Here is a 23,046-nt window from a genome sequence, read left to right as displayed (position 1 = left end):
GTCGAGACGCGCGCCGGTCGAGGTCGACAGGACCGACACAGCTGTCGGCGTGACCGACGTGGGACGCAACGCGCCCGGCCCACGCCGGTCCGCCTTCGACGCACCGCGCGGGTGACGACGACCAGACGCCATGGCGTACCCGCCTCCTCACTCCGGTCCCGGAACGAACTCACGATACCGGCTCACCCGGTGACGACGGTGCGGCGGTCCGAGCCCTGGCCCGCACCTCGCGACATGCCAGTTGGTCAGCCCGCGGTCAGCACCAGCCGCGGCGTCGGGCGTGGCGAGAGCGGCACGCGGTCGCGCTGCAACATCCACGAGGCGATGGAACTGAACAGCGGCGCGGCGGACTGTCCGCCGGAGCCGTCCGAGCTGCGACGCGGGTTGTCGAGCATGATGCCGACGACGTAGCGAGGATTGTCCGCGGGAGCGATACCGGCGAAGGTGATGTTGTAGCGCGAGTTCGAATAGCACCCGCATGACGGGTCCACCTGCTGGGCGGTGCCGGTCTTGCCCGAGACCTGGTAGCCGGGAACCGCGGCCTTGGCACCGGTGCCGTTCTGCACTCCCATCGGGTCATCCTGGATGACCGCCCGGAACATGTCGCGCACCGTCCGAGCCGTCTGCGGGCTGACGACCCGGACGGGATTCGGCCGGATCGCGGAACGGCTGTCACTGTCGTTGTCGGGCAGCATAATTCGCGGCGGTATCCGTAGTCCGTCGTTCGCAATCGCCTGATACATCGCCGTCATCTGCAGCAGCGTCATCGAAAGACCCTGTCCGATGGGAAGGTTGGCGAACGAACCGCCGGACCACTGACTGAGCGCGGGCACCTCACCGGCACTCTCGGCCGGCAGGCCGACACCGGTCCGCTGCCCGAGGCCGAAGCGGTTCACCATGTCCGCGAAGCGTTCTTCGCCGACCCGGCGAGCAAGCATCAGCGTGCCGACGTTCGACGACTTCCCGAAGATACCGGTCGTCGTATACGGCTCCACCCCGTGCGACCACGCGTCGTTCACGGTGACACCGGCCATCCGAATACTGCCCGGAACACGGTGTACCGCACCGGGTGTCGTGACGCCGTATTCGATGGCCGCGGACGCTGTGATGAGTTTGTTGACCGAGCCCGGCTCGAACGGTGATGTCACCGAGGGATTTCCGAGATCGGCCCGTGGCTGCTCGGACAATGGGCGGGAGGCGTTGAAGGTGCCGTCATTCGCCATCGCGAGCACCTCGCCGGTGCGTGCATCGAGAACCACCGCCGACGCACTGCGGGCCCCCGACGCCACCTTGGCGCGCGCCACCGCCGTCTGCACAAACCATTGGGCGTCGGCGTCGATGGTGAGTCGGACGGTGTCACCGTTGATCGCCGGGTGTACGTTGCGGGTGCTGCCCGGGATGATCGCGCCGTCCGAGCCGCGGTCGTAGGTCTTGGATCCGTTGGTGCCGGCGAGCAGTGCGTCGAGGGAGGCCTCCAGACCGATCAAGCCGTTGCCGTCGTAGTTGACGTCGCCGACGATGTTGGCGGCCAGCGCGCCGCCGGGATAGAGCCGGATGCTCTGCGGATCGGCGCCCACCTCGGGATAGTCGGAGATGATGCGGGATGCCACGTCGGGGCTCACCGATCTCGCCAGATAGACGAACGTCTCGTTACTCGTCACCTTGGCGAGGATGTCCTGCTCGCTGATCGACCCGCCGAGCGCGACCGACACTCCGCGCGCGATCTCCCGCAACCGCGTGTTCGCATCGGGGAGGGCGGGATTGTCCTGGCGCTCGGCATCGATCGACTTGCGAACGGCACGAGGCAGAAACGTCAATGCACGGGCCTCGTCGGTATAGGCCAGCGGGCGACCGTTGCGGTCGAGGATCGATCCGCGTTTGGCGGTGAGGATCTGGGTGAACTCGCGCTGTTGAGCCGCCTCGGCCGCGATCGACGGGGCATCGATGGTGTGCACCACCACCATGCGGACCGCGACGGCGATCACCGCGATCACCACCAGCACACCGGCGGCACGTGCACGGAAGAAGAAGCTCTGGGGACCGCGCGTGGCACCGCCGGATGGCGAGGCCCCGGTGAGCTTCTCCCTCATCGGCCGTCGAGGCCCACCACGGCCGGCCTTGGCGGTCCGACGATCGGAAGTCGCACGTGTCATGGGGTCAATTGTCCACCGGATCAACGGCATTCCCGAGAATTTGCGGTCGGCGGGTTGCGATTGACATGGACGCAGTTCTGACCGGAAGCGTGTTCACGAGCGATCAGCGAGCCGCACCGGTCGGTGCCACGGGCGCCGTGCTCGGCACCACCGAACTCGCGGCGGGTGCGGTGGGTACGGCCGAAGATGGTGCACCGGAAGGTGTTTGGGTGTTCGACGGCGTGGTCGGCGCGGCCGGCGTCGTCGCAGCCCCCGGGGCTCCCGACGACGGCCCGCCGAGTCCGATCGAATCGTCCACCTGCCTGGGATCGATGGTGGCGGTCGGTTCAGGGGTGGTTCTCGGGTTGAGCGGGGCCATCGGCGTGCCGGTGGCCGGAGACGGCGTACCCACGATCCGCGGCCGCCGGTTGGGTTCGACGATCATTCGCGCCGGATTCTGCGCCGGCACCATGCCCAATTGTGCTGCCTTGTAAGCTAATTCCGGAGCAGAGTCACCCGACTCGTAGTCCCGCTTGAGCGCGTCGACCTGATCGGTCAGCGCCTGGTTCTGCTTGCGCTGTACACCGAGCTCGTAGGAATCCTGGGCGGCTTTGGTGGACAACCACAGACTCAGACCCAGACCGACCACGAGGATCGCGATCACCGGGACCACAAAGGGGATGTGGCGCACCCGTTCTCGCAACGACGTCCGCTGCGACGGCTCGGTCCGCGGGGCGGTCCGTGCGCGCGGTCGGTCCGCGTCGGTGTCGACCCGCCGACGTCGACGATCGAGCGCCCGTTGCGCAGCCGCCGAACGGGTCGGCCGATCCGATTCGACGCGGCGCCGGCGCTGTTCGCGGCGTGCGCGTTGCGCAGCGGTCGCATCGTCGGGCGCGTCCTGCAAGATGGTCATGCTTTACGCCTCCCCTGGCCTGGGCCGTCGGACCCGATTCGCTCGATCACCCGCACCCGAACCGGGGCCGACCGTGGGTTGACCTCGAGTTCGTGCTCGTCGGGACGCTCGGCGCCGCGGGTGACCAGGCGAAACCGCGGCGCAGTGCCGGGCAGTTCCACCGGGAGTCCCCGCGGGGACGTCGAGGTGGTGCGAGTCGCGAACTCGCGCTTGATGATTCGATCTTCCAATGATTGGTAGCTCATCACCGCCACACGGCCGCCCACACGCAGCGCGGACAGCGCCACCGGCAGTACGTCGCGGATCGCGTCGAGTTCGTGATTGACCTCGATGCGCAGCGCCTGAAAGGTGCGTTTCGCGGGATGGCCGCCGGTCCGTCGCGTGGCAGCCGGGATCGTGTCATACAGCAGTTCGACGAGTCTGGCGCTGGTGGTGAACGGCTCCCGGGCGCGCTCGCGGAGAACAGCAGACGCGATCCGTCCCGCGAATCGTTCTTCACCGTAGTCCGAGAGCACGCGGGCGAGGTCCCCGTGCGAGTAGGTGTTGAGCACGTCGGCCGCGGTCAGACCGTCGGTGGTGTTCATGCGCATGTCGAGCGGCGCGTCGGCGGCGTAGGCAAAGCCGCGGTCGGCCTGGTCGAGTTGCATCGACGACACTCCGAGGTCGAAGAGCGCCGCGTCGATGTCGGATACCTCCGCGTCGTCGAGCACCTCTGCCAGGCTGTCGAATCGCGCCTGGTGCAACGAGATCCGGTCGGCCATGTCGGCCAGGCGCCGGCCGGCGATGGCCAACGCCTGTGCGTCGCGGTCGATCCCGATCAACCGGGCCTCGGGGAAGCGGCGCAGGATCAGCTCGCTGTGACCGCCGGCGCCCAGTGTGGCGTCGACGAAGATTCGTGGACCTGGGCCCTCGAGCGCTGGAGCGAGCAGGTCGGCCATCCGGTTCGCCATCACCGGGACGTGGCCATGGCGACCGGTGTCGTCGGAGTCGGCGTGTTCGTCCACGGATGCACCCCTCGGATTCGGCAGTCGGACGGGAGGCGTTGCGGAGGTGGCACTTCGGGTGAGTCGGGGTCCCGACCCGGTCACGCACCTGGCGTTGGGGAAGTACGCCAGGGTCGGACCGGGCCGGGGCCTCGTACCACCCGAAGCCCTGTTCATCTGTCCGCCCATCATCTCGGCTACAAGACCGCGTTCAACGCGGCCGAGTTCGCGGCCGAGAAGTTCTCCTCGTGCTGGCTCTGGTAGTCACGCCATGCGACGGCATCCCAGATCTCCAGGTGATCGAAACTGCCGAACACCACACATTCCTTGGTCAGTCCCGCGTACGCCCGATGGTCGGCGGACAACGGGATCCGCCCCTGCCCGTCGGGCCGCTGCTCCTCCGAACTGGCGAAGAAGTAGCGCTGGTAGGCGCGGGCTTCCGGATCGTTGCGGGACGCCTCGACGATCTTCTCCGCCATCGCGTCGAACTCTTCGGTTCGATACACCGACAGGCTGTGGTCTTGGCCCTTCGTGACCATCACCCCTCCTGCCAGCGCGTCGCGAAACTTGGCGGGCAACGTGAGTCGCCCTTTGTCGTCCAGCTTGGGCGTGAATGTGCCGACAAATCGCACTGCCATGTCGGTACCTCCCGCCCACCGGGTTCGGCATTTCCGGTCTGCCTCACCCGGTGCTGCCACAGTACCCCACTTTCCACCACTTTCCACCCCCTCGTGGCCCTGTGTGAGCAAGAGCCATCAAAGAACCTGCTCAGAGGCTAGAAATTGGGTGGGGGAAATTTTGTGGCAACGGCGATTCACGATGCTCTTTGGGCATATCAGAGTGACAGATTGCGTCGTCCGGGTCACATGTGACGTGCTCCGACGCAATGGTGGGGCACAGTGGGGCGTCCAGGTGGGGCGTAGTGGGGAGCCCGGGTGGGGCACGGCGGGGAGTCGCGCGGACAAAAGTAGGGGAAGAAACTCGTCCCCTACCCTTGGTGTCCTCCCCCAGAAAATTCTCGCGGAGGACTACGAACCCCGGGGAGGAAGTTCTTCCCCTAGACTTTGCGGCAGGACGCCGACGCATTTCCCCAGGTCGCAGCGCCGCTCACCGAACTCTTCGGATCGGGACGGGATGGACCACCGGAAAGCGCGAGAGCCGCGCACCTCGGTGCGCGGCTCTGGCGGTACGTACGTAAAAGTGTCAGCGAACGTGTCAGCCGACGTGTGGCGTGCTCAGATCACTCCTGCTCGAAACGGCGATTGAAGCGTTCTTCCATCCGCTCGGACAGCTTGCGCTTCTGCGCGCCCGCCCCTCCGGACTGCTTCTTGCCGCCCCGACGCGATCGGTCGCCGCCGGCCGCGTCGGAACCCCCGCCCCAGAGCGCGAAGAGCCCAGCGGCAAACATGACGAGGAACCCGATGAGACTCACGATCGGGAAGCCGCCGATGTCGATACCCACGACGAGCCCACCGACCAGCAGGACGAGCCCGACGACAAAGATCGCCACGGCCTGCAGCCGCCTGCGGCCGCTCGCCTTTCCGAGGCGCCGACGCTTCACACTGGACGCAAACTTGGGGTCTTCCGCGTACAGAGCGTTTTCGATCTGTTCGAGCATGCGCTGCTCGTGCTCCGAAAGTGGCACCGACCCTCCTTCTCCCAACTGGCCGCGTAACGCCGACTACGACGTCACCCTCGGGCGCATTTTCATGCGAATGCGCCTGTTCTGATCCCATGATACGAGGTGAATGCACCTCCGACCACCATTACCTGCCGTTCTGCGTCGATCTGTCGTCAACGGCGTCGCGGTGAGCGGCTCACGTCACGCCGTACGGCCCATCGAATCGTTCCCCTGACTCACCCGGCCCTGCTCATAAGCGATGACGTGAGCCTCGACGTGCTGCAGGAATCCGGTGACCGCCACGCGCATCGCGGCAACGTAGCGCGGGTCGATCGTTCGAACGATCCCGGACTCGATGCGCATGCGGGTGGCCGACAGCGACGCGAAGACCTGCACCTCGCGGGCCAGCTCAGGAACCACGACGACCGTGCGCGACCACGCGTCGGTGGCCCCACGCCGCGGACGTCCGGGCAGTTCGTGGACGGCGAGCGCTGCGCCCGCCGCACGTAGCGCGGCCAGGTAGTACTGGCGGAATCGCTCGGGGTCGTCGGGGACACCGTCCGCGTTGTCGAACAGGATGTGCGCACGGTCCAGCAGATCTCGTGCGCGGCCCACCACGATCGGGTCTGCAGCCACCCGGCCCGCGGCAGGCACCGACCGGCGTCGGGCCTGCGATCGGCGATCGCGCATGATTCCTCCAGACTCCAGGAGCGTCTCGGACGCTTCGGCGGCAGGCGCTTCCCTCGCCCACCGCCGAAGCGACGCGTCGTCGGGGTGCGCGCGAACAGCTTGCGGAGGCACATCCATCGAACACCCGTTCGACACGTTCAATATAGCTAGCTCTGCTCCATCCTTCAAGACGGGTGTGACAAGTTCCCCCACCCCGACCATCCCGAGAGAAAGGTCAGCGAGGCGTTGACGATCCGGCTGGTCACCCTGACCGGGCAGGATGCCCGACTGTGGCTCGAACCCGCCCTCGACATCTACGTGACCGCGATGCGATACCCGCGCGGCACGGAGGTGCACCGGGCAGCGCTGTGGCGCGAGCACATCGGGCGGCCCGGATGGCGTGCGCTGGGAGCGGTGACCACGGTGTCGCCGCACGAGGCCCACACCCTGCCCGGCTCACGCCGCCGGGTGCAGCCGCCGGTGGGGCTCGGGGAGAACGACGTCCTCGTCGGCATCGCCTACGGCTACACCGGCGCGCCCGACCAGTGGTGGAATCAGCAACTCCGCCTCGGGTTACGCCAACGTGGGCATCCAGCCGAGGTCGTCGAAGGGATTGCGGCCGACTATTTCGAACTCACCGAACTGCACGTGCACCCGAGCGCCCAGGGTCGCGGAATCGGACAGTGGCTGCTGGGCCGGCTGCTGACCGAACGGCCTGAGAGTCACGTCCTGCTGTCCACTCCGGAGATCCCCGAGGAACGCAATCGCGCGTGGTCGCTGTACCGGCGAATGGGATTCACCGACGTCCTGCGAAACTTCACGTTCACCGGCGATCCGCGCCCCTTCGCATTCCTCGGCCGTCGGCTTCCGGTCGACCTCGGGCCGGCAGCCGGACCGCAACCGTGAGCACCCAAACGTGCGGTGGGGCCGGCATCGCCGACGCCATCGTCATCGGATCGGGCCATAACGGTCTGGTCGCGGCGGCATACCTGGCGCAGGCCGGCCGCGACGTCGTCGTCGTGGAGCGCGACACGGTCCCGGGTGGTGCCACGTCGACGGTGGAACGCTTCCCCGGCTACCGGGTCGATCGCGGCTCCTCGGCACATCTGATGATCCGGCACTCCCCCATCCTCGACGAACTCCGTCTGCCCGAGGCGGGTCTGCAGTACTTGGACTGCGATCCGTGGGCATTTGTCCCCGCCACCGACTCGGCGCCGCCCATCGTGTTCCGCACCGACCTCGACGCCACCTGCGCATCGATCGAAAAGGCTTGCGGCCCAGCCGACGCCGACGCATATCGACGCTTCGTGGCAACCTGGGGACCGCGTGCCGAGGCCGTGATGCGCACCTTCTACCGGCCGGCCACGCCGGGACGATTCGCGGGCGCGTTCGTCGGACTCGGTGACACTGCGTCGACGGCACGCACCGGAATCGCCGGTCGCCGCGCCGGGCAGATGATGGCGCTCTCGCAAGAACTGATGGCGTCGGGCGACTCGCTCCTCGACCGCTGGTTCTCCTCCGAACACCTCAAGGCGGGGCTGGCCTGGTTCGGTGCGCAGTCCGGACCACCGATGAGCGCACCGGGCACCGCACCGATGGTCGGGTTTGCGGCACTCATGCACCGGATACCACCCGGACGCGCCGTCGGGGGCAGCGGCGCACTCGCACAGGCGCTGATCGCGCGCATCACCGGCGACGGCGGCGCGGTTGCGGTCGGCACCCCGGCCGAATCGATCACTCGCTGCTCCGACCATTGGCGCGTCGAGTTCGACGGATCGCCACCCCGCTGTACCCATCAGGTGATCGCCGCCTGCCACGTGCTCACCACCCTCGACTTGCTGACCGCGGGTGGCTTCGATGCCGACACTGCGCGGCGGTGGCGGTCGTCGGTGGTCGTCGGCAACGGCATCGGGATGGCGGTTCGAGTGGGCACCACGGCACTGCCGGACTATCCCGGGCTGCCATCGGGGCTGCCTGCACACAGCGTGCACTCCGGCCTGGGTCTGCTCGTCACCGATCGCGCCCACCTCGTGCGTGCCCAGGCCGCGGCGGCGGTCGGCGAGCTACCCGAGCGTCCGGCCTGCGTCGCCATGAGTTACTCCGCGATCGACCCGACCCTCGCTCCACCCGGACGACACCTGCTGACGCTCTGGGCTCAGTGGCATCCGTACCGACTTGCGGGCGAGCGCTCGTGGGCGCAGTTGGGCGAGGTCGCAGCCGATGCCGTCTGCGGCGAACTCGACCGGCACGCACCGGGATTCACCGACACCATCGAGCACCTCCACGTGCAGACACCGGCTGATCTGGAAACCGAACTCGGACTCACCGGCGGCAACATCATGCACGTGGAGATGTCGATCGACCAGATGTTCATGTGGCGACCGCACCCCGACCTGGCACACCACCGCGTGCCCGGCGCGGACGGCGTCCTCCTCGCGGGCGCCTCGACACATCCCGGCGGCGGCGTCACCGGCGCCAGTGGTCGAATCGCCGCCACGCTGGCCCTCGGCGCGCGCACACGCAGACGTCGCGGTGGCGCGCGACGCGGCAACGGTCTGGCACGATGAGCACCGTGACCTCCCCAATCGACGCGCCACGACGCCGGCTCCCGATGCTCGCAGCGGTCCTGCTCCTGCTGGTCGCCGCCCCGCTGATGTCGGGTTGCCTGGAACGGTCGACCACCGTCGGTGACCGCTATTCGGGCACGATCGTCGTCGCGACCTCGCCGGACAATCCGCATGGCGCACCCAAGCTGGACCTCCCCGAGTCGATGGCCTCGCTGGTCTCGGTCACCGAGTACCGCGCCACACCCACTCCGTCGACAACGCCGGGCGGCCCCGGGCCGAGCGGGTCGACGTCGACCACCACCACCCCGCGCACCCCGGGCAACGCCGACGACGATCGCGCGACACACGTGGGTACCCGGGCCACCTTCTCCGGCCTCACCTCCGGCCAGCTGAGCCAGCTCGGCGACATCGTCGCGGACTCTTTCGGGGACACATCGGTCACCATGGATCTCACCGCGAAACGCAGCGGTGAGGTGGTCCGGTTCCGCGGTTCCACCGACCTCACCGATCTGGCACCTCAGCGCGACTACGTGCAGTTGACACTGACCTTCGCCGGACCGATCACCGCGACCAACGGCGATCAGACCGGTGAGTCGTCGGTGACGTGGACACCCGAGCCGGGCAAACCGTCGGACTTCAGCGCCGACGCCACCTACCCGGACCCGGCGACGGCCGCGGTGAGCAGCTGGTCGTGGTTCCTGGCGGCCATCTGCCTGATCGTGGTCGCGGTGATCGTCGCGATCGCCTACTCGTCGCGCCATCGCGGTCCCCGGCCCGGCCGACCCGTCCGGGCAAAGACCCCATCGACCGCCAAATCCGACGCCAAGTCAAAGCCAGATGCCAAGTCTGCTTCCGACCGGGCCACGCAGGACGCGTCGAAATCCTGACGAATCCTTCCGCCGGCTGAGGCGCTCGAGGCGCTAGCCGAGAGCCTCGAAGCCCTGGTGAGAGGACATTGTTGTCTCAACAGCGCCCTTCGAGGCTCGCAAGCTCGCACCTCAGGGAGCGGTGAAGGCTCGCTTCGCGGGTCCTGAGCAGCGAGCTTGCGAGCGTGACAAAGGGCGCACCTCAGGGAGCGGTGAAGGGCTCGGCCCGCACGAACTCAGGCAGCGGCGGTCAGCTGCTCAGGGCCGGGGCGCCGAGAACCTCGCGGACGTCGGCGCCGAGGCGCTCGAGCACCTCGCTGGTCGCCTTTGCGAAATTCAGGCTGCAGAAGTGCAGACATGGTGCGCCCTCGGCGATGAGCCGCTCGGCCATCTCGGTGGCGAGGTCGATACCGACCGCCCGCACTGCCGCACGATCTTCCTCCGGACCGTCGCCGGCCGCGGCACTCAGCCGGGCGTCGACCGCCGGCGGCAACACCGAACCCGAGAGCTGGACCATCCGGCGGACGCTGGCGAGGGAGGTGATCGGCATCAGACCGGGGATCAGGGGCTTGGCGGCCTGCTCGGCGTCGGCGGCGTGCACGCGATCACGCAACCGCAGATAGTGATCGACGTCGAAGAACATCTGACTGATCGAGTACTCGGCGCCCGCACGCAGCTTGCGCACCAGGTTCTGGGTGTCGTGGTCGAGATCGGGCGCCCGGTGATGACCCTCCGGGAACGACGCGACGCCGACGTGGAAGTCGCCGAGGCGCTCGATCAGCCGCACGAGTTCCTCCGCATACTGCACGCCCTCGGGATGTGCGACCCACTCGCCGAGCGGATCGCCGGGCGGGTCGCCACGCAACGCGAGGATGTTGGTGATCCCCTGGTCGGCGTAGGCGCCGACGAGCGCGCGCAGCTCGGCGACGCTGTGATTGACCGCCGTCAGGTGAGCGACCGGCAGCAGCGTCGTCTCGGCGGCGAGTTCGCCCGCGATGCGGACCGTGCGGTCCCGAGTGGAACCGCCGGCTCCATAGGTCATCGACACAAAGGCAGGTCCCAAACGCTCGAAGATGCGCACGGCGCGCCACAGCCGGGCCTCCCCCTCGGCATCCCGCGGCGGCATGAACTCGACCGAGAACGGGATCGGGCCACGATGTGGCGTAGCCAGGCTCTCGACGATCGACGGCGCGCGGCCGGATCGGGTCTGACCTGGACGGCCGGTAGCGGATGGAGTCACCCGACCATGATACGGACGCTGCCCGACCATCTGCGATCGCGGTCACCCCCCTGCGCCGCCGCCCTGTGGCCGCGAGCACGCCATCGCATAGCCTGACAGGGTGACCTCCACGATCCCCACGCCCGTCTCGCTCGACGAGGTGCCCGCGGCGGTCGAGGGCCGGCTGCGCACCTTCTTCGCGGCCACCACACCGGTCGCCGAACAGATCTCTCCCGCGGTGGGCACGGCGGCGCGGATCGTTCGCGACTTCGTGCTCCAGGGCGGCAAGCGAATCCGGCCGGTCTTCGCCTTCGCCGGCTGGCGGTGCGGGAAGACCGCGTCGGAGCACACCGAATCGCGTTACACCGCGTCGGACACCTTGCGGGTATGTGCCGCACTGGAATTGGTGCAGGGATGCGCGCTGATCCACGACGACATCATCGACCGCTCCGACACGCGACGGGGCAGGCCGACCGTGCACCGCGACGTCGAAGGCCGCCACCGTGATCAAGGTTGGGCGGGCGACTCCGGGCAGTTCGGGATCGCGGCGGCGATCCTCGCCGGTGACCTGGCGCTGGCCTGGGCCGACGACCTCGTCCACGGCCACATCCCGGGCGCGGCCGCGCCAGTCGGCGTGACCCCGTTGTCGCCGACGATCGGTGCGACGTGGGCCTCGATGCGTACCGAAGTGCTGGGCGGACAGTATCTGGACATCGTCAACGAGGCGAGCGGCGACGAATCGGTCGAGGCGGCGTTGCGGGTCATGGAGTACAAGACCGCGGCCTACACGGTCGCCCGTCCGCTGGAACTGGGTGCGCGACTCGCCGGCGCTTCGGAACCTCTGATCACCGACCTGCGGTCCGTCGGACACGATCTGGGCATCGCTTTCCAGTTGCGCGACGATCTGCTCGGGGTCTTCGGGGACCCGGAACGCACGGGCAAGCCGTCGGGCGACGACCTGATCACCGGAAAGCGCACCGCTCTGCTGGCCATCGGCCTGCGCCGCGCCGACGACACCGCGCCCGCCCGCGCGGCGGCGCTGCGCGCAACAATCGGGCGCGAGCTCACCGAGAGCGAATTATCTGCGGCACGAGCAACTCTCGTCGATGTCGGGGCAGTTGACGAGGTCGAATCGAGGATCTCCGAGCTGCTCGCCTCAGCCCTCGCGGTACTCGACCGCATCGACATCGGCCCCGACATCCGGGCCGAACTGAGCGCCGTGGCGCATCGCACCGCCTACCGCGAGACATGACCGACACGGCCGGCACCCACACGACACCCGTCCGAGCCGGACTCAACGGCACGGCCCGGGCGGACCTCGCCATCGGTATGGTCGGGTCGATCCTGGTGTGTCTGGGCGCTTTCGGTGTCGGCGACCCGCCGCGCAACAGCGGGCTGCTCACCGATCTCGGCCTCAGCTGGATCACCTACGGACACGGCAAGAATCTCTCGGCGGTCATCTTCTGGACCGGGGTGGCGGCGATGGTGATCGCGTGGGTTCGGGTGGGACGACGCATCTTTGCCGGCGACGCGCCGAGCGTCGCGACGCTCCGGCGCTGGCTGCTCGCGTGGGCGGCGCCACTGATGGTCACCGTGCCGGTGTACAGCCGCGACGTCTACGCCTACCTCGCCCAGGGCGCGGTGTTCGGAGCGGGTTTCGACCCTTACGCCGACGGTCCCGCCCACCGCCCTGGTCCACTCGTGGACAGCATGGCCCAGGTCTGGGCGACCACCACTGCCCCGTATGGTCCCTTCTTCGTCGGGGTGATCCGGACGGTGTCGGAGATCACCGGCGATCACGTGATCCTGGGTGTGCTGGCCATGCGGCTGGTACTGCTACCCGGACTCTTCCTGTCGCTGTGGGCGATTCCGCGTCTGGCAACGCATTTCGGTGCATCCGGGCAAACGGGATTGTGGCTGGCCCTGTTCAATCCGATGGTGCTCATCCATCTGGTGGCCGGGGCGCATGTGGAACTGCTCATGATGGGTGTCCTCGTCGCGGGTGTGCTGCTGGTGGTGCAGGGCCGCCACGTCACAGGGCTGGCCGTACTCGGCCTGGCGGTGTCCATCAAGATCACCGCAGGAATCGCGATTCCGTTCGTGCTGTGGATCTGGCTCGCCCACATCCGTTCCCGGCGTCCGGTGACCGCACGTGACGTTGTGGGCTGTTTCGCGGCGATCGTCGGGATCACGGTGGCCGTCTTCGGTTTCTGGACACTGGTGCTCGGCCTCGGACTGGGCTGGCTGACCGGATTGGGTTGGGCCGACGTCATCATCAACTGGTTCACCCTCCCGACCCTGCTGGCGCATCTGGTCACCCTCCTGGCCGCACCGTGGGCGGCGCTCAATCTTCAACCGGTACTGGAGGTCACGCGTGCGATCGGCGCGGGCCTGCTCGCCGTCGTCCTGGTGACGCTGTGGTGGCGGTTTCGCCGCGACGAGCGCGCCGCCGTTGCCGGCATGGCCTGGGCGATGCTCGCGGTGCTGCTCCTGGAGCCGTCCACGCTGCCCTGGTACTACACCTGGGTGCTCGCCATCGCGGTGGCCTTCACACTGCCTCGGTGGGTGTACGCGACCGTCGTCGGGGTGTCGACGTTCATGCTGATCGTGTTCCAGCCCGACGATGCGATCGCCTTCTACCAGCCGGGGGCACTCGTTCTCGCCGTCGCCCTGGCCGGGCTCGCGGCATGGTCGTTGCTGGGTCCGGATCCGTTGCGGCTGGGCCGGTTCGCCCGGTGGGCGTGGGGATCGCCCGGTCGCGAGGTTGCCACAACGGCGCAGTGATCAGAACGGCGCAGCGATCAGAACGCCTGGGCTTGCGCCCGACGGATGACCTCGCGGGCCGAATGTGTGTGCAGCGCCTGCGCCGGGTGCATCTCCAGATCGTCCTGCGTGGTGAACAACCAGGCCATCACATCGTCGCGGCTGTACCCCCCGTCCAGGAGGACCTCGACGAGACCAGTGAAGTGCTTGACGACACCGAGGTCGTCGAAGAACAGTGCCGGGATCGCGGGCTCGCCGCCACGCGAGACGCCGAGCAGATGGTGGTCGCGGATCAGGGTGCGGACGCGGTTCGCAGAAACCCCGAGACGCTTGGCCACCTCGTCGATCGACAGCGTGTCCACATCGGGCGGCAGCAGGGTGTCTTGCGAGAGCGGTAGAGAACTCACACGAAGAGAGTAGCGGTTCACCGACTTCCGGTGGCATGAGATCACGGTCGGCGGACGGCGTTCACGCCCAGACGCCGACGATGCCGGTAAGTTCACCGACATGAACAGTCCCGCCGACCCGGTGCTCGGTGTCGTCGTCGAGGGCCGCTACCGCATTGACGCGCTCATCGCGCGGGGCGGGATGAGCGCGGTCTACCTCGGGGTCGACCTGCGGCTCGGACGCGACGTCGCGGTGAAGATCATGGACGACCGCTACGCCGGGGATCCGCTGTTCCTGCGCCGCTTCGAATTCGAGGCGCGCGCAGTGGCCGGTCTCAAACATCCTGGTCTGGTGGCCGTCTACGACCAGGGCATCGATCACCAGATCGTCTTTCTCGTCATGGAACTGGTGGACGGCGGAAGTCTCCGCGAACTGCTGCGCGAACGCGGACCGATGCCGCCGCATGCCGTGGTCGCCGTCGCCGACCCCGTGCTCGGCGGCCTCGGCACCGCGCACGCCGCCGGGCTGGTGCATCGGGATGTGAAGCCTGAGAACGTCCTCATCTCCGATTCCGGCGACGTGAAGGTCGCCGACTTCGGACTTGTCCGCGCCGTCGCCGAAGCAGGGGTGACGTCGGCCAGCGTCATCCTCGGCACCGCCGCCTACCTGTCCCCCGAGCAGGTGGAATCCTCACACGCGGACGCACGCAGCGACGTTTACTCGACCGGGGTGATGTTGTTCGAACTACTCACCGGCCGAACCCCTTTCCGCGGCGACACCCCACTGGCCCTGGCTTATCAGCGCCTCAACTTCGACGTCCCGGCGCCCGGCGACGTCATCGCCGGGGTGCCCCCCGAACTCGACGAGATCATCCTGTGCGCCACCGAACGCGATCCGGCACACCGGTATCCGAACGGATTCGCCATGCGACAGGCATTGCTGGCGATGGCCGACGATCTCGATCTGCCGCCGTTCACCGTGCCCGCGCCACGCCGATCCGCCGAGCGCGTCACGATGGCGCGCCACCGCCCGGCCGGTCCTCGGCTGCACGGCACCCGTGCGGTGTCGGTGCCAGGTCCCTATGTGGCCGAATCGGAGTCGGGCGCAAGGGGGTCGGGCGCAGGAGCTGCGGCGGACCGTCCGGAACCGCCGGCCCACACGCCACCGCCGGAGCGCGACCACGCCGACGACGCGCCACCGAACGCCGCAACACCACGACGATCCGGCGCCCTCGACGACGTCGAACCCCAGGTCGGCAGCCGCCTGCGCTCTGTGCTGTGGCTGCTTGCCGTGCTCGCGGTCGCGGTTGGCCTGGGTGCGGTCGCCTGGTGGACGGGCCATCACTACCTCGGGGTGCGCTGATCTGACGAGCCCGGCGCTTCCGATGGCTGTGCGAGCCTGGAAGCCCCCTGTGAGATGACCTTGTTGTCTCACCAGCCCTTCGAGGCTCGTCGGTTTCGAGACGCGTCGGGTCGCTTCGCTCCCTCGTCGCTCCTCAACCCGGCGGCTTGCGCTCCTCGCACCTCAGGGAGCGGGGATGGGCTCTTCCCACACCCGCACGCCTATCCGCGCAGCATCTCCGCGACCAGGAACGCGAGCTCCAGCGACTGCTGGGTGTTCAGTCGGGGGTCGCACGCGGTCTCGTAGCGACCGGCCAGGTCGAGGTCCGAGATGTCCTGTGCCCCACCGAGACATTCGGTGACATTCTCACCTGTCAGTTCGATGTGCACACCGCCCGGGTGGGTGCCCAGCGCGTGGTGCACCTCGAAGAAGCCCTGGACCTCGTCGACGATGCGATCGAAGTGACGCGTCTTGAAACCGGTGGAGGCCTCGTGGGTGTTGCCGTGCATGGGATCGCACTGCCAGATGACCTTGTGTCCGGTCGCCTCGACCGCGGACACGATCGCCGGCAGCACGTCGCGCACCTTGCCGTTGCCCATGCGAGCGACCAGCGTCAGGCGGCCCGGCCGCTTGTGCGGATCGAGCAGCTCGACGTACTCGACGGCCTGTTCGGGCGTGGTCGTGGGACCGATCTTGACCCCGATCGGGTTGCTGATCAGCTCCGCGAACGCGATGTGCGCGCCGTCGAGCTGGCGGGTGCGCTCCCCGATCCACAGGTAATGGGCCGAGAGGTCGTAGAGCACCTTGCCGCCGGAATCGCCGGATGCCGGGCGGGGGTCGTCGGCGAGGCGCAGCATGGCTCGCTCGTAGTCGAGGACCAGCGCCTCGTGTGAGGCGAAAATGGCCGCCGAGGCCAGACTCGAGTCGGTGACGCCGCAGGCGTCCATGAAGCGCAGGCCACGGTCGATCTCCGACGCCAGTGCTTCGTAGCGCGCACCCGCGGGTGAGGTGCGGACGAACTCGCGGTTCCAGTCGTGGACACGACGCAGGTCGGCCTCGGAGCCGGTGAGCGCTCGCACCAGGTTCATCGCCGCCGCGGCGTTGGCGTAGGCCCGCACCAGTCGCGACGGGTCGTGTGCGCGTACCGCCTCGTCGGCCGGGAAACCGTTCACCATGTCGCCGCGGTAGGACGGCAGGCCCAGCGCGTCGGTGTTCGACGACCGCGGCTTGGCGTACTGACCGGCGATCCGGGCCAACTTGACCACCGGCAGGCTCGCGCCGTAGGTCAGCACCACCGCCATCTGCAGCAGCGTGCGGATGTTGCCCTTGATGTGCGGTTCGGTGTTGTCGGCAAAGGTCTCCGCACAGTCGCCGCCCTGCAGCAGGAATGCGCGGCCCTCGGCGACTTCGGCAAGCTGCGTCGACAGCGCCTCGACCTCGGCGGGCATGCAGATCGGCGGCACGCTCTCGAGCACCGTGCGCATCTTGCGTGCCTCGTCGGCGGGCCAGCTCGGCTGCTGGAGCGCCGGCCGGCCGATGGCGTCACGGAAACGCGCTTCGAGGTCGCCGGGGAGCGGCGGCAGCTCGGGAAGTTCATCGATCGGAACGTCTACGGTCCAGTTCACCACGCTGCCCAGGGTAGATCAGCGGACGGTGTTCGCCGGTGCCGGGTTCAGCTGTGGCGGGCGCGTTCGATCGCCTCCCACTTGCGCAGGTTGTGGCGGGCGTCGGTCAGGGCGTCGTGCGCGTCCCGTGGCGACGGGGGCAATGCGGGCCGACCGGCAGCCTCCCAGTGCTGACGAAGCTCACGGGTGAAGCGCGGGATCTGACGTGGCAGAGCAGTCATCGGGCCCCACAGCTGGCAGAGGACCACGTGATCGTAGGCACCGACCCACGCCCAGAGTTCGACATCGCCGCCTCCCTCGTCGAAGAACGCGAGCAAGTCCTCACGTATGCGCCGACGGTCCCGCCAGTGCGGCGACGACGGGGACGGCAGCTTCGGTAACACGTTGGCGCGCACCCACTCGCCGGCCCGGCCGGGGTCGAACTCGGTCGACACCGCGTAGAACTCGCGACCGTCCTCGGCGACGACACCGATCGACACCAACTCGATTGTCGAGCCGTCCTCGATAAACTCCGAGTCATAGAAGTACCGCATACGCACAAGTATTGGTCACACCCGCAATGCGGACCCGCAACGAGGTGCCGTCACGGCAGTCAGGGGGTATCGGACCCGATGCCTGACAGGCCGCCGACACGCCCCGTACGCAGGTCGCTACCCTTGGAACTCGTGCGCTCCAGGTCTGTGCTGGCAACCGCGATCCTGGCGGCCTCGATCATCGCTCGGCTGATCTGGGATGCGGCGAACGCCAACGGCAGGAACTTCGTGGACCTGCACGTTTATCGCGACGGGTCGGCCGGTCTCGCCGACGGCTCCCTGTACCTGTTCACCTACTCGGGCTCCACGGACTTCGCGTTGCCGTTCACCTATCCGCCGTTTGCGGCCGTCGTGCTCTATCCGCTGTCGTTGCTGCCGTTCAGCCTCGTCGCGATCCTGTGGGAACTCGCCACCTTTGCCACGTTGTACGGGAGTGTGGTGCTCGCCCTGCGGCTCTGCGGGCGGACCACCGGCGTGTACGCCCTGGCGGCGGTATGGGCCGCGATCGCGATCTGGTGCGAACCGGTGCGCGTCACCCTCGACTACGGACAGATCAACGTCTTCCTGATGTTCTGCACCCTCCTGGCCGTGTCGATGGCGCGAACCGAGCGCGGCCAGATCATGGGCGGTGCGCTGATCGGCTTGCTCGCCGGCATCAAACTCACGCCGGCGATCACCGGGCTCTGGTATCTCGCGGTCCGCAAACCGCTCGGCGCTGTGGCCGCGGCCGGCGCCTTCGTCGCCACCATTCTGGGCTGCCTGCTGTTCTTCCCGTCGGTGACGCGCACGTACTACGGCGAACTACTCGGCGACGCCGACCGCATCGGTCCCGTGGCCCGGGTGATCAACCAGAGCATGCGCGGATCGCTCTCCCGGATCGCCGGACACGACGTCGGGTCGTCCTGGATCTGGCTGGTCGCGGTCGCCCTCGCGCTGGTGCTGGCCGTGGCGGCGTGGCGCGTGGTCCGCGACGACACGTTCGGCGTCCTGATGGTGGTCCAGCTGCTCGGCCTGCTGGTGTCGCCCATCTCGTGGGTGCATCACTGGGTGTGGCTGCTGCCCCTGGCCGTCTGGCTGGTCTACGGCGGCGGAGCCCGCCTGATGGGCGCGAAAGTGGTGCTCGGCGTGTGGATTGCCGTCGCGGCGATCGGGATTCCGTGGATTCTGAAGACGATCGACGAGTCGAGCCGGGATCTGCCCGCGGCCCTCGTCGCGATCCTGGGCAGCGCGTGGTCGGTGATCGCCCTGGCCACTCTGGCCTGGATCGCCGTGACGCCCTGGACCGCCGTGACACGCAGCCGGGCTCGCACCGAGGTGGTTGCCGCGGCCATCATCGACGACGGACGCCTCCTCCTCGCCCAACGTGCGCGGCCGTCGGACCTGGCGGGCAAATGGGAACTCCCGGGCGGACGGGTCGAGCTGGGTGAGTCCGCGCACGACGCCGTGCGCCGCGAGATCCGCGAAGAGCTCGGCGTCGACGTCGAACCGCTCGATCGTGTCGGCACCGAGGTCGCACTCCGCGACGACCTCGTGCTCCGGGCCTACGCGGCGCGCCTGACCAACGGGACACCGCAGGCGCTCGAACATCTCGATCTGCGCTGGATGTCGGCGGACGACCTGCGCCACGTCGACCTCGACGACGTGGTGCCCGCCGATCGGGAGTGGCTGCCCTCGCTCATCGGCCTGCTGTCGTCGTCGGAAACCAACGAGGTGACGTCGACGACGCTGTCGCCGAGGCGCCCGGCCGCATCGGTCGACGAGCCGCACAACGCTGGTTGAAACCCTCGGTGCCGGCTGACGATCGCTTCAGGCAGCGTCGGCGGAGGCCGCCGGCGGCTCGGCAGCCGGCTTCTTGTCCTTGAGCGACGCGGCGTAGATGTCGACGTACTGCTGGCCGGTGAGCTGCATGAGCTCGTACATGATCTCGTCGGTCACCGCGCGTTCGACGAACCGGTTGCCCTGCATGCCCTCGTAGCGGGCGAAGTCGAGAGGTTTGCCGACCTTCACGACCACCTTCGACGGACGCGGGAGCACGCTGCCGGGCGGGTTGAACTTGTTGGTTCCGATCATCGCGACCGGAATCACCGGCACGCCGGTGTCCAGCGCGATCCGGGCCAGCCCCGTCTTGCCCTTGAACAGACGACCGTCAGGTGAACGGGTGCCCTCGGGGTACATCCCCATCAGCTCACCCTTCTCCAACTGACGGCGCGCGGAGATCAGCGCTCCCTCCGCGGCCTGCGCACCCGACCGGTCGATGGGGATCTGGCCGACAGCGGTGAAGAACCACCGCTGGAAGGCGCCCTTGAGGCCGGTGCCGGTGAAGTACTCGGACTTGGCCAGGAAGTAGATGCGCCGGTTCACCATCAGGGGCAGGAAGAAGCTGTCCATCACCGCGAGGTGATTGCTGGCCAGGATCGCGGGCCCGCGATCAGGGATGTTCTCCAACCCCTCGATCCGGGGTCGGCCGAGCACGCGCAGAAGTGGACCCAAGAAGATGTATTTGAACGCCCAGTACCACATCTGCACTCTCCCTCACCGACTCACCGCAGCGACCATACCCGGAGCAGAACTCTACCCACCCACGCCGGGGTTCGTCATCGCACGGCCCGTGCCGCAATGTTTGTGTGACTTGGTGGTCCTGTCCAGCACCACTCATCCCAGAAGTTGGTCGGACGTCCGTCCGGCCAACGGGTGAGGCTGTTGGCGCACAAGATCATCCGTACTCAACTGCATCCGGGGTGCCGGCGCGCGCAGTCCCTGCCGCGCGACCTCCGCGGCCCCGATCACCCCGGCCGATTCGCCGAGCTGCGTACCCCGAATCCGGGCGAGCTGTCGATGCCCGGCGCCCGTGACCAGACGTGCGTAATGCTCGCGCGCCTCGTCGAGGAACAGACCCGACGCCGCACCGACGCCGCCGGCCAGCACGATCAGGTCGGGATCGAAGATGTCGGCGATCATGGCCAGACCCTGACCGAGGGAGGCGGCGAACTGCGTGAACGCCGCCAGCGCGACCGCGTCACCGTCGGCCGCGGCGCCCGCGACCCGGCGACCGGTCAGCGCCCCCGGGTCGGCCGCGACATCGGCGGCGAGCTGACTGCGGCCCCAATTGCCGTCGGCGAGCAGTTCGACGACGGTGTCGACAAGCGCCGTGCCGCTGCAGTACCGCTCCCAGCACCCCCGCTTTCCACAGGAACACACCCGACCGTCGGGAACGATCGTCAGATGCCCCAATTCCGGTGCGACACCGAAACTCCCGCGGTAGATCTCACCGTCGATCAACAGGCCCGCGCCGATACCGGTCCCGATCGCCAGGACCAACGAATTGTGTCCGCGGGCGGCCGCGCCGAAGCGATACTCGGCGACCGCCGCCGAGTTGGCGTCGTGCTCGGCGAAGACCGGGATGCCGATGCGCCGGGTCATCTCCTCGGCGACCCGCGCCTCACGCCACGGCAGGTGCGGGGCGAATCTGATCACCTGCCGGTCCGGCGTCAGAAACCCGGCGATGGCCAGTCCGACGGCTTTGGCCGCCCACCTCGAGGTGAGTTCGCCGACCAGTCGATCCAGACAGTGCTCGAGCGCCTGCGCGGTCGGCGGGGTGGCGGCACGAAGGGTGTCGAGCATGGCGCCGTGGTCGTCGACCACCGACGCGCGCACGCTGGTGCCGCCGATGTCGATACCGATCGTCAACTCGCCCATGAGATCACTCCTTCGGTCGGTCCTCGGTGGACTCCGGACCGGTGGCCCGAGGGGGCGAGGGTTCGGGGAACGGTGGCCGAGAGGCGCGTGGCGAATCGATGCGCACGGCGATCGGCTGGTAGTGCCGGGGCGGCGACGTGTCGGCGGGCGTCGAACGCAACGCCTTGGCGATCGCCTCCAGTACTGCGATGAGTGCCGCGATCAGTCGTGCCAGCAGATCGCCGATCTCGGCGAGCAGCGAGGTGATCTCTCCCGACACGTCTCCCAGTCCGGCTCCCGCAGAAAACGCTCCGGCAGCGGCCTGCCCGGATCCGAACGATCCGGCGCCGAAGGTCTGGTCGGTGTCGGCACCATCAGCATCGGTACGCCGTGAGCGATTCCCGCCGAACATGGCCGCGACCTGATCGATCTGACCGGCCAATCCCAGCAGCAAGTCGCGCACCATATCGCTCTGGTGGGCTCCCGCACCGGCCGACCCGCCATGGTTTGTGCGGTCGCCGTCGTCGTCATCGGCGCTCATGAACGAGCACGCTCCTTCCGGACGGGAGTACAAGCCCCGCAGGGGCACAGGTTCCAGACGCTACCCGACATCACCGCTTCGGCCACACCGCAGGATCGGGCACGAAGCTGATGGCCAGACGCACGCCGTCCCACTCCGCATCCACCACGGTGCACCGGCGCAGCATCGACGGCAACCGGATCGGGTGCCGGAATCCCGACACGGTCACCAGCAGGTCGTCCCCGCTGCGTCCGAGCACCAGTCCGTCGGGGTCGGGCAATCCCTGTGGCCACGACATTCGATACGTGGCTTGCACGCCGGCTCCACCGACGGACTCCACCATCGCTGCCGCGGACCCCTGAGGAACGCCGTGTGGTGCCGCCAATGTGACGCCGAGCTTGCGCAGCCGGGCGAGACGGTCGATCGTGTCGGGCGCGCGGCCCACGGCCCGGACCCCGACCACGACGCCCGCGGACTCCGACCGCTCGGCGACGAGATCGTTCAGTCGGGCCACGACGTCCTGGCTGCCCGGTCCGCCGGCCTCGTTGACCACCACCGACGTCAGCGGCAGTCCCATCACGTCGATGTCGGCAAGCATCGGCGCGACGAGCCGGCAGCCACGATCGTCGGCCCCGACGACGAGATGCACTGCGACGGCGGACGCATCGGTGATGAGTTCGGAGAGGTCTGCGCAGTCGCGGTCGATCGCGTCGACCGCAGCCGTGAGCGCCGCCATCACCGGACGCTCCGCTGCGGCTGCGAGCCGCCGGTGACGCGGCCAGAAGCGGTTGAGCGCCTGCGAGAGAACCGCGGCCGCCCGCAGAAACGCGAACGGATCACCGACTCCGGAGCAGTCGACGACGATCCGCTGCCATTGTCCGCTGGTCGCCTCGTCGCGAATCCTGCGCAGCAACAGGAAATCCTCGATCCCGGGCAAGGCGGTCAATTCGGCCGCGTCCACGCCGGCAATTGTGCCGACACCGGGTAGGGCGACCTTCGACCGTCGGACGCTCTCGGAGAGAACGTCGACAAATGCCGCCCAGGTCTGCTCGCTGAGGTCGAGACGATCGAGGGTCAGCAGGTGCAGGTATTGCGACACCGCGACCACCTCGCCGGGCTGCCGGTACACGCCCGCCCACGACGCGGTCGGCGAATTGCGGTCCAGCGTGACGAGCAGGGTGTGCCGAGCCGGCCGCGTGACAGACTGTCGGCTGTCACGCGGCGCGCGGGGC

The 23,046-nt window shown here is 68.4% G+C and carries 21 protein-coding genes; 7 read left to right on the top strand and 14 right to left on the bottom strand.

What is annotated here, in order from left to right:
- Positions 1-245: 245 nt before the first annotated feature.
- The 6 genes from ABZW74_RS19860 to ABZW74_RS19835 all read right to left on the bottom strand — a co-directional run bounded on the left by ABZW74_RS19860 (position 246) and on the right by ABZW74_RS19835 (position 6,339).
- Positions 246-2,090, bottom strand: coding sequence for a penicillin-binding protein 2 (locus ABZW74_RS19860; RefSeq protein ID WP_240856072.1), 1,845 nt, complete (start codon positions 2,088-2,090; stop codon positions 246-248).
- A gap of 166 nt (positions 2,091-2,256) precedes the next feature.
- Entirely contained in the window at positions 2,257-3,045 is a 789-nt protein-coding gene (locus ABZW74_RS19855) for a hypothetical protein (RefSeq protein ID WP_240856011.1), read from the bottom strand.
- The gene (gene rsmH / locus ABZW74_RS19850) at positions 3,042-4,049 is read right to left on the bottom strand and encodes a 16S rRNA (cytosine(1402)-N(4))-methyltransferase RsmH (protein ID WP_308221005.1); all 1,008 of its coding nucleotides are present in this window, start codon (positions 4,047-4,049) and stop codon (positions 3,042-3,044) included. Before rsmH ends, ABZW74_RS19855 begins: the two co-directional genes overlap by 4 nt.
- 176 nt (positions 4,050-4,225) lie before the next feature.
- Entirely contained in the window at positions 4,226-4,666 is a 441-nt protein-coding gene (mraZ, locus tag ABZW74_RS19845) for a division/cell wall cluster transcriptional repressor MraZ (RefSeq protein ID WP_240856017.1), read from the bottom strand.
- 602 nt (positions 4,667-5,268) lie between these two features.
- Positions 5,269-5,673 (bottom strand): DUF3040 domain-containing protein, encoded by a 405-nt coding sequence (locus ABZW74_RS19840; protein ID WP_240860561.1) that lies wholly within the window; start codon positions 5,671-5,673, stop codon positions 5,269-5,271.
- Between the two features lie 177 nt (positions 5,674-5,850).
- On the bottom strand, positions 5,851-6,339 hold the full coding sequence (locus tag ABZW74_RS19835; protein ID WP_240860560.1) for an SAV_6107 family HEPN domain-containing protein: 489 nt from the start codon (positions 6,337-6,339) through the stop codon (positions 5,851-5,853).
- Between the two features lie 225 nt (positions 6,340-6,564).
- Here ABZW74_RS19835 and ABZW74_RS19830 point away from each other — a divergent pair, with 225 nt between their 5' ends.
- Genes ABZW74_RS19830 through ABZW74_RS19820 form a run of 3 tightly spaced genes read left to right on the top strand, consistent with a single transcriptional unit; the run spans position 6,565 to position 9,772 of the window.
- Positions 6,565-7,224: an N-acetyltransferase gene (locus ABZW74_RS19830; protein ID WP_355278693.1), complete on the top strand. Its 660-nt coding sequence runs from the start codon at positions 6,565-6,567 to the stop codon at positions 7,222-7,224.
- A complete protein-coding gene (locus ABZW74_RS19825) occupies positions 7,221-8,885 on the top strand; it encodes an NAD(P)/FAD-dependent oxidoreductase (protein WP_240860558.1) in 1,665 nt (554 codons plus the stop codon). The genes ABZW74_RS19830 and ABZW74_RS19825 overlap by 4 nt, the downstream gene beginning before the upstream one ends.
- Positions 8,886-8,929: 44 nt before the next feature.
- On the top strand, positions 8,930-9,772 hold the full coding sequence (locus ABZW74_RS19820; protein WP_355278699.1) for a DUF3153 domain-containing protein: 843 nt from the start codon (positions 8,930-8,932) through the stop codon (positions 9,770-9,772).
- A gap of 229 nt (positions 9,773-10,001) precedes the next feature.
- Here ABZW74_RS19820 and ABZW74_RS19815 read toward each other — a convergent pair whose 3' ends face one another.
- On the bottom strand, positions 10,002-10,898 hold the full coding sequence (locus ABZW74_RS19815; protein WP_240860574.1) for a methylenetetrahydrofolate reductase: 897 nt from the start codon (positions 10,896-10,898) through the stop codon (positions 10,002-10,004).
- A gap of 193 nt (positions 10,899-11,091) precedes the next feature.
- Here ABZW74_RS19815 and ABZW74_RS19810 point away from each other — a divergent pair, with 193 nt between their 5' ends.
- Positions 11,092-12,222 carry a polyprenyl synthetase family protein gene (locus tag ABZW74_RS19810; protein WP_240860556.1) on the top strand — a complete coding sequence of 377 codons (1,131 nt, stop codon included), beginning with the start codon at positions 11,092-11,094 and terminating at the stop codon, positions 12,220-12,222.
- Positions 12,219-13,754: an alpha-(1->6)-mannopyranosyltransferase A gene (locus tag ABZW74_RS19805; RefSeq protein WP_355278690.1), complete on the top strand. Its 1,536-nt coding sequence runs from the start codon at positions 12,219-12,221 to the stop codon at positions 13,752-13,754. The genes ABZW74_RS19810 and ABZW74_RS19805 overlap by 4 nt, the downstream gene beginning before the upstream one ends.
- A gap of 17 nt (positions 13,755-13,771) precedes the next feature.
- On the opposite strand, the gene ABZW74_RS19800 is transcribed toward ABZW74_RS19805, so the two are convergent.
- The gene (locus tag ABZW74_RS19800) at positions 13,772-14,140 is read right to left on the bottom strand and encodes an Rv2175c family DNA-binding protein (protein ID WP_240860553.1); all 369 of its coding nucleotides are present in this window, start codon (positions 14,138-14,140) and stop codon (positions 13,772-13,774) included.
- Positions 14,141-14,240: 100 nt separating this feature from the next.
- Here ABZW74_RS19800 and ABZW74_RS19795 point away from each other — a divergent pair, with 100 nt between their 5' ends.
- Positions 14,241-15,482, top strand: coding sequence for a protein kinase (locus tag ABZW74_RS19795; RefSeq protein ID WP_240860552.1), 1,242 nt, complete (start codon positions 14,241-14,243; stop codon positions 15,480-15,482).
- 200 nt (positions 15,483-15,682) lie between these two features.
- Here ABZW74_RS19795 and ABZW74_RS19790 read toward each other — a convergent pair whose 3' ends face one another.
- Positions 15,683-17,089: a class II 3-deoxy-7-phosphoheptulonate synthase gene (locus ABZW74_RS19790; RefSeq protein WP_240860551.1), complete on the bottom strand. Its 1,407-nt coding sequence runs from the start codon at positions 17,087-17,089 to the stop codon at positions 15,683-15,685.
- Between the two features lie 44 nt (positions 17,090-17,133).
- A complete protein-coding gene (locus ABZW74_RS19785) occupies positions 17,134-17,619 on the bottom strand; it encodes a polyadenylate-specific 3'-exoribonuclease AS (protein ID WP_240860550.1) in 486 nt (161 codons plus the stop codon).
- A 132-nt stretch (positions 17,620-17,751) separates the two neighbouring features.
- On the opposite strand from ABZW74_RS19785, the gene ABZW74_RS19780 reads away from it, so the two are divergent.
- Positions 17,752-19,398, top strand: coding sequence for a mannosyltransferase (locus ABZW74_RS19780; protein WP_355278685.1), 1,647 nt, complete (start codon positions 17,752-17,754; stop codon positions 19,396-19,398).
- 27 nt (positions 19,399-19,425) lie between these two features.
- Here the strand turns inward: ABZW74_RS19780 and ABZW74_RS19775 are convergent, their stop codons facing one another.
- The 4 genes from ABZW74_RS19775 to ABZW74_RS19760 form a co-directional block, all read right to left on the bottom strand.
- Positions 19,426-20,139 carry a lysophospholipid acyltransferase family protein gene (locus tag ABZW74_RS19775; protein WP_355278682.1) on the bottom strand — a complete coding sequence of 238 codons (714 nt, stop codon included), beginning with the start codon at positions 20,137-20,139 and terminating at the stop codon, positions 19,426-19,428.
- Positions 20,140-20,271: 132 nt separating this feature from the next.
- A complete protein-coding gene (locus ABZW74_RS19770; protein WP_240860548.1) occupies positions 20,272-21,315 on the bottom strand; it encodes an ROK family protein in 1,044 nt (347 codons plus the stop codon).
- A 4-nt stretch (positions 21,316-21,319) separates the two neighbouring features.
- Positions 21,320-21,835: a hypothetical protein gene (locus tag ABZW74_RS19765; protein ID WP_240860546.1), complete on the bottom strand. Its 516-nt coding sequence runs from the start codon at positions 21,833-21,835 to the stop codon at positions 21,320-21,322.
- 70 nt (positions 21,836-21,905) lie between these two features.
- Positions 21,906-23,046, bottom strand: a 1,141-nt coding sequence (locus tag ABZW74_RS19760; RefSeq protein WP_355278678.1) for an ArsA-related P-loop ATPase, incomplete at its 5' end; no start/stop codon positions are given.

This window comes from Gordonia sp. NPDC003585, from assembly GCF_040610755.1.
In the GTDB taxonomy this organism is placed as follows: Bacteria; Actinomycetota; Actinomycetes; order Mycobacteriales; family Mycobacteriaceae; genus Gordonia.
This window is presented reverse-complemented; position numbering and strand designations above follow the sequence as displayed.

Excerpts from the sequence above, each read along its gene's own strand:
- ABZW74_RS19805 (WP_355278690.1), top strand. The coding sequence starts at position 12,219 with ATGACCGACACGGCCGGCACCCACACGACACCCGTCCGAGCCGGACTC.
- ABZW74_RS19785 (WP_240860550.1), bottom strand. The coding sequence starts at position 17,619 with ATGCGGTACTTCTATGACTCGGAGTTTATCGAGGACGGCTCGACAATC.
- ABZW74_RS19765 (WP_240860546.1), bottom strand. The coding sequence starts at position 21,835 with ATGAGCGCCGATGACGACGACGGCGACCGCACAAACCATGGCGGGTCG.
- ABZW74_RS19770 (WP_240860548.1), bottom strand. The coding sequence starts at position 21,315 with ATGGGCGAGTTGACGATCGGTATCGACATCGGCGGCACCAGCGTGCGC.
- ABZW74_RS19855 (WP_240856011.1), bottom strand. The coding sequence starts at position 3,045 with ATGACCATCTTGCAGGACGCGCCCGACGATGCGACCGCTGCGCAACGC.
- ABZW74_RS19775 (WP_355278682.1), bottom strand. The coding sequence starts at position 20,139 with ATGTGGTACTGGGCGTTCAAATACATCTTCTTGGGTCCACTTCTGCGC.
- ABZW74_RS19820 (WP_355278699.1), top strand. The coding sequence starts at position 8,930 with ATGCTCGCAGCGGTCCTGCTCCTGCTGGTCGCCGCCCCGCTGATGTCG.
- ABZW74_RS19860 (WP_240856072.1), bottom strand. The coding sequence starts at position 2,090 with ATGAGGGAGAAGCTCACCGGGGCCTCGCCATCCGGCGGTGCCACGCGC.
- ABZW74_RS19835 (WP_240860560.1), bottom strand. The coding sequence starts at position 6,339 with ATGCGCGATCGCCGATCGCAGGCCCGACGCCGGTCGGTGCCTGCCGCG.
- ABZW74_RS19795 (WP_240860552.1), top strand. The coding sequence starts at position 14,241 with ATGAACAGTCCCGCCGACCCGGTGCTCGGTGTCGTCGTCGAGGGCCGC.
- mraZ (WP_240856017.1), bottom strand. The coding sequence starts at position 4,666 with ATGGCAGTGCGATTTGTCGGCACATTCACGCCCAAGCTGGACGACAAA.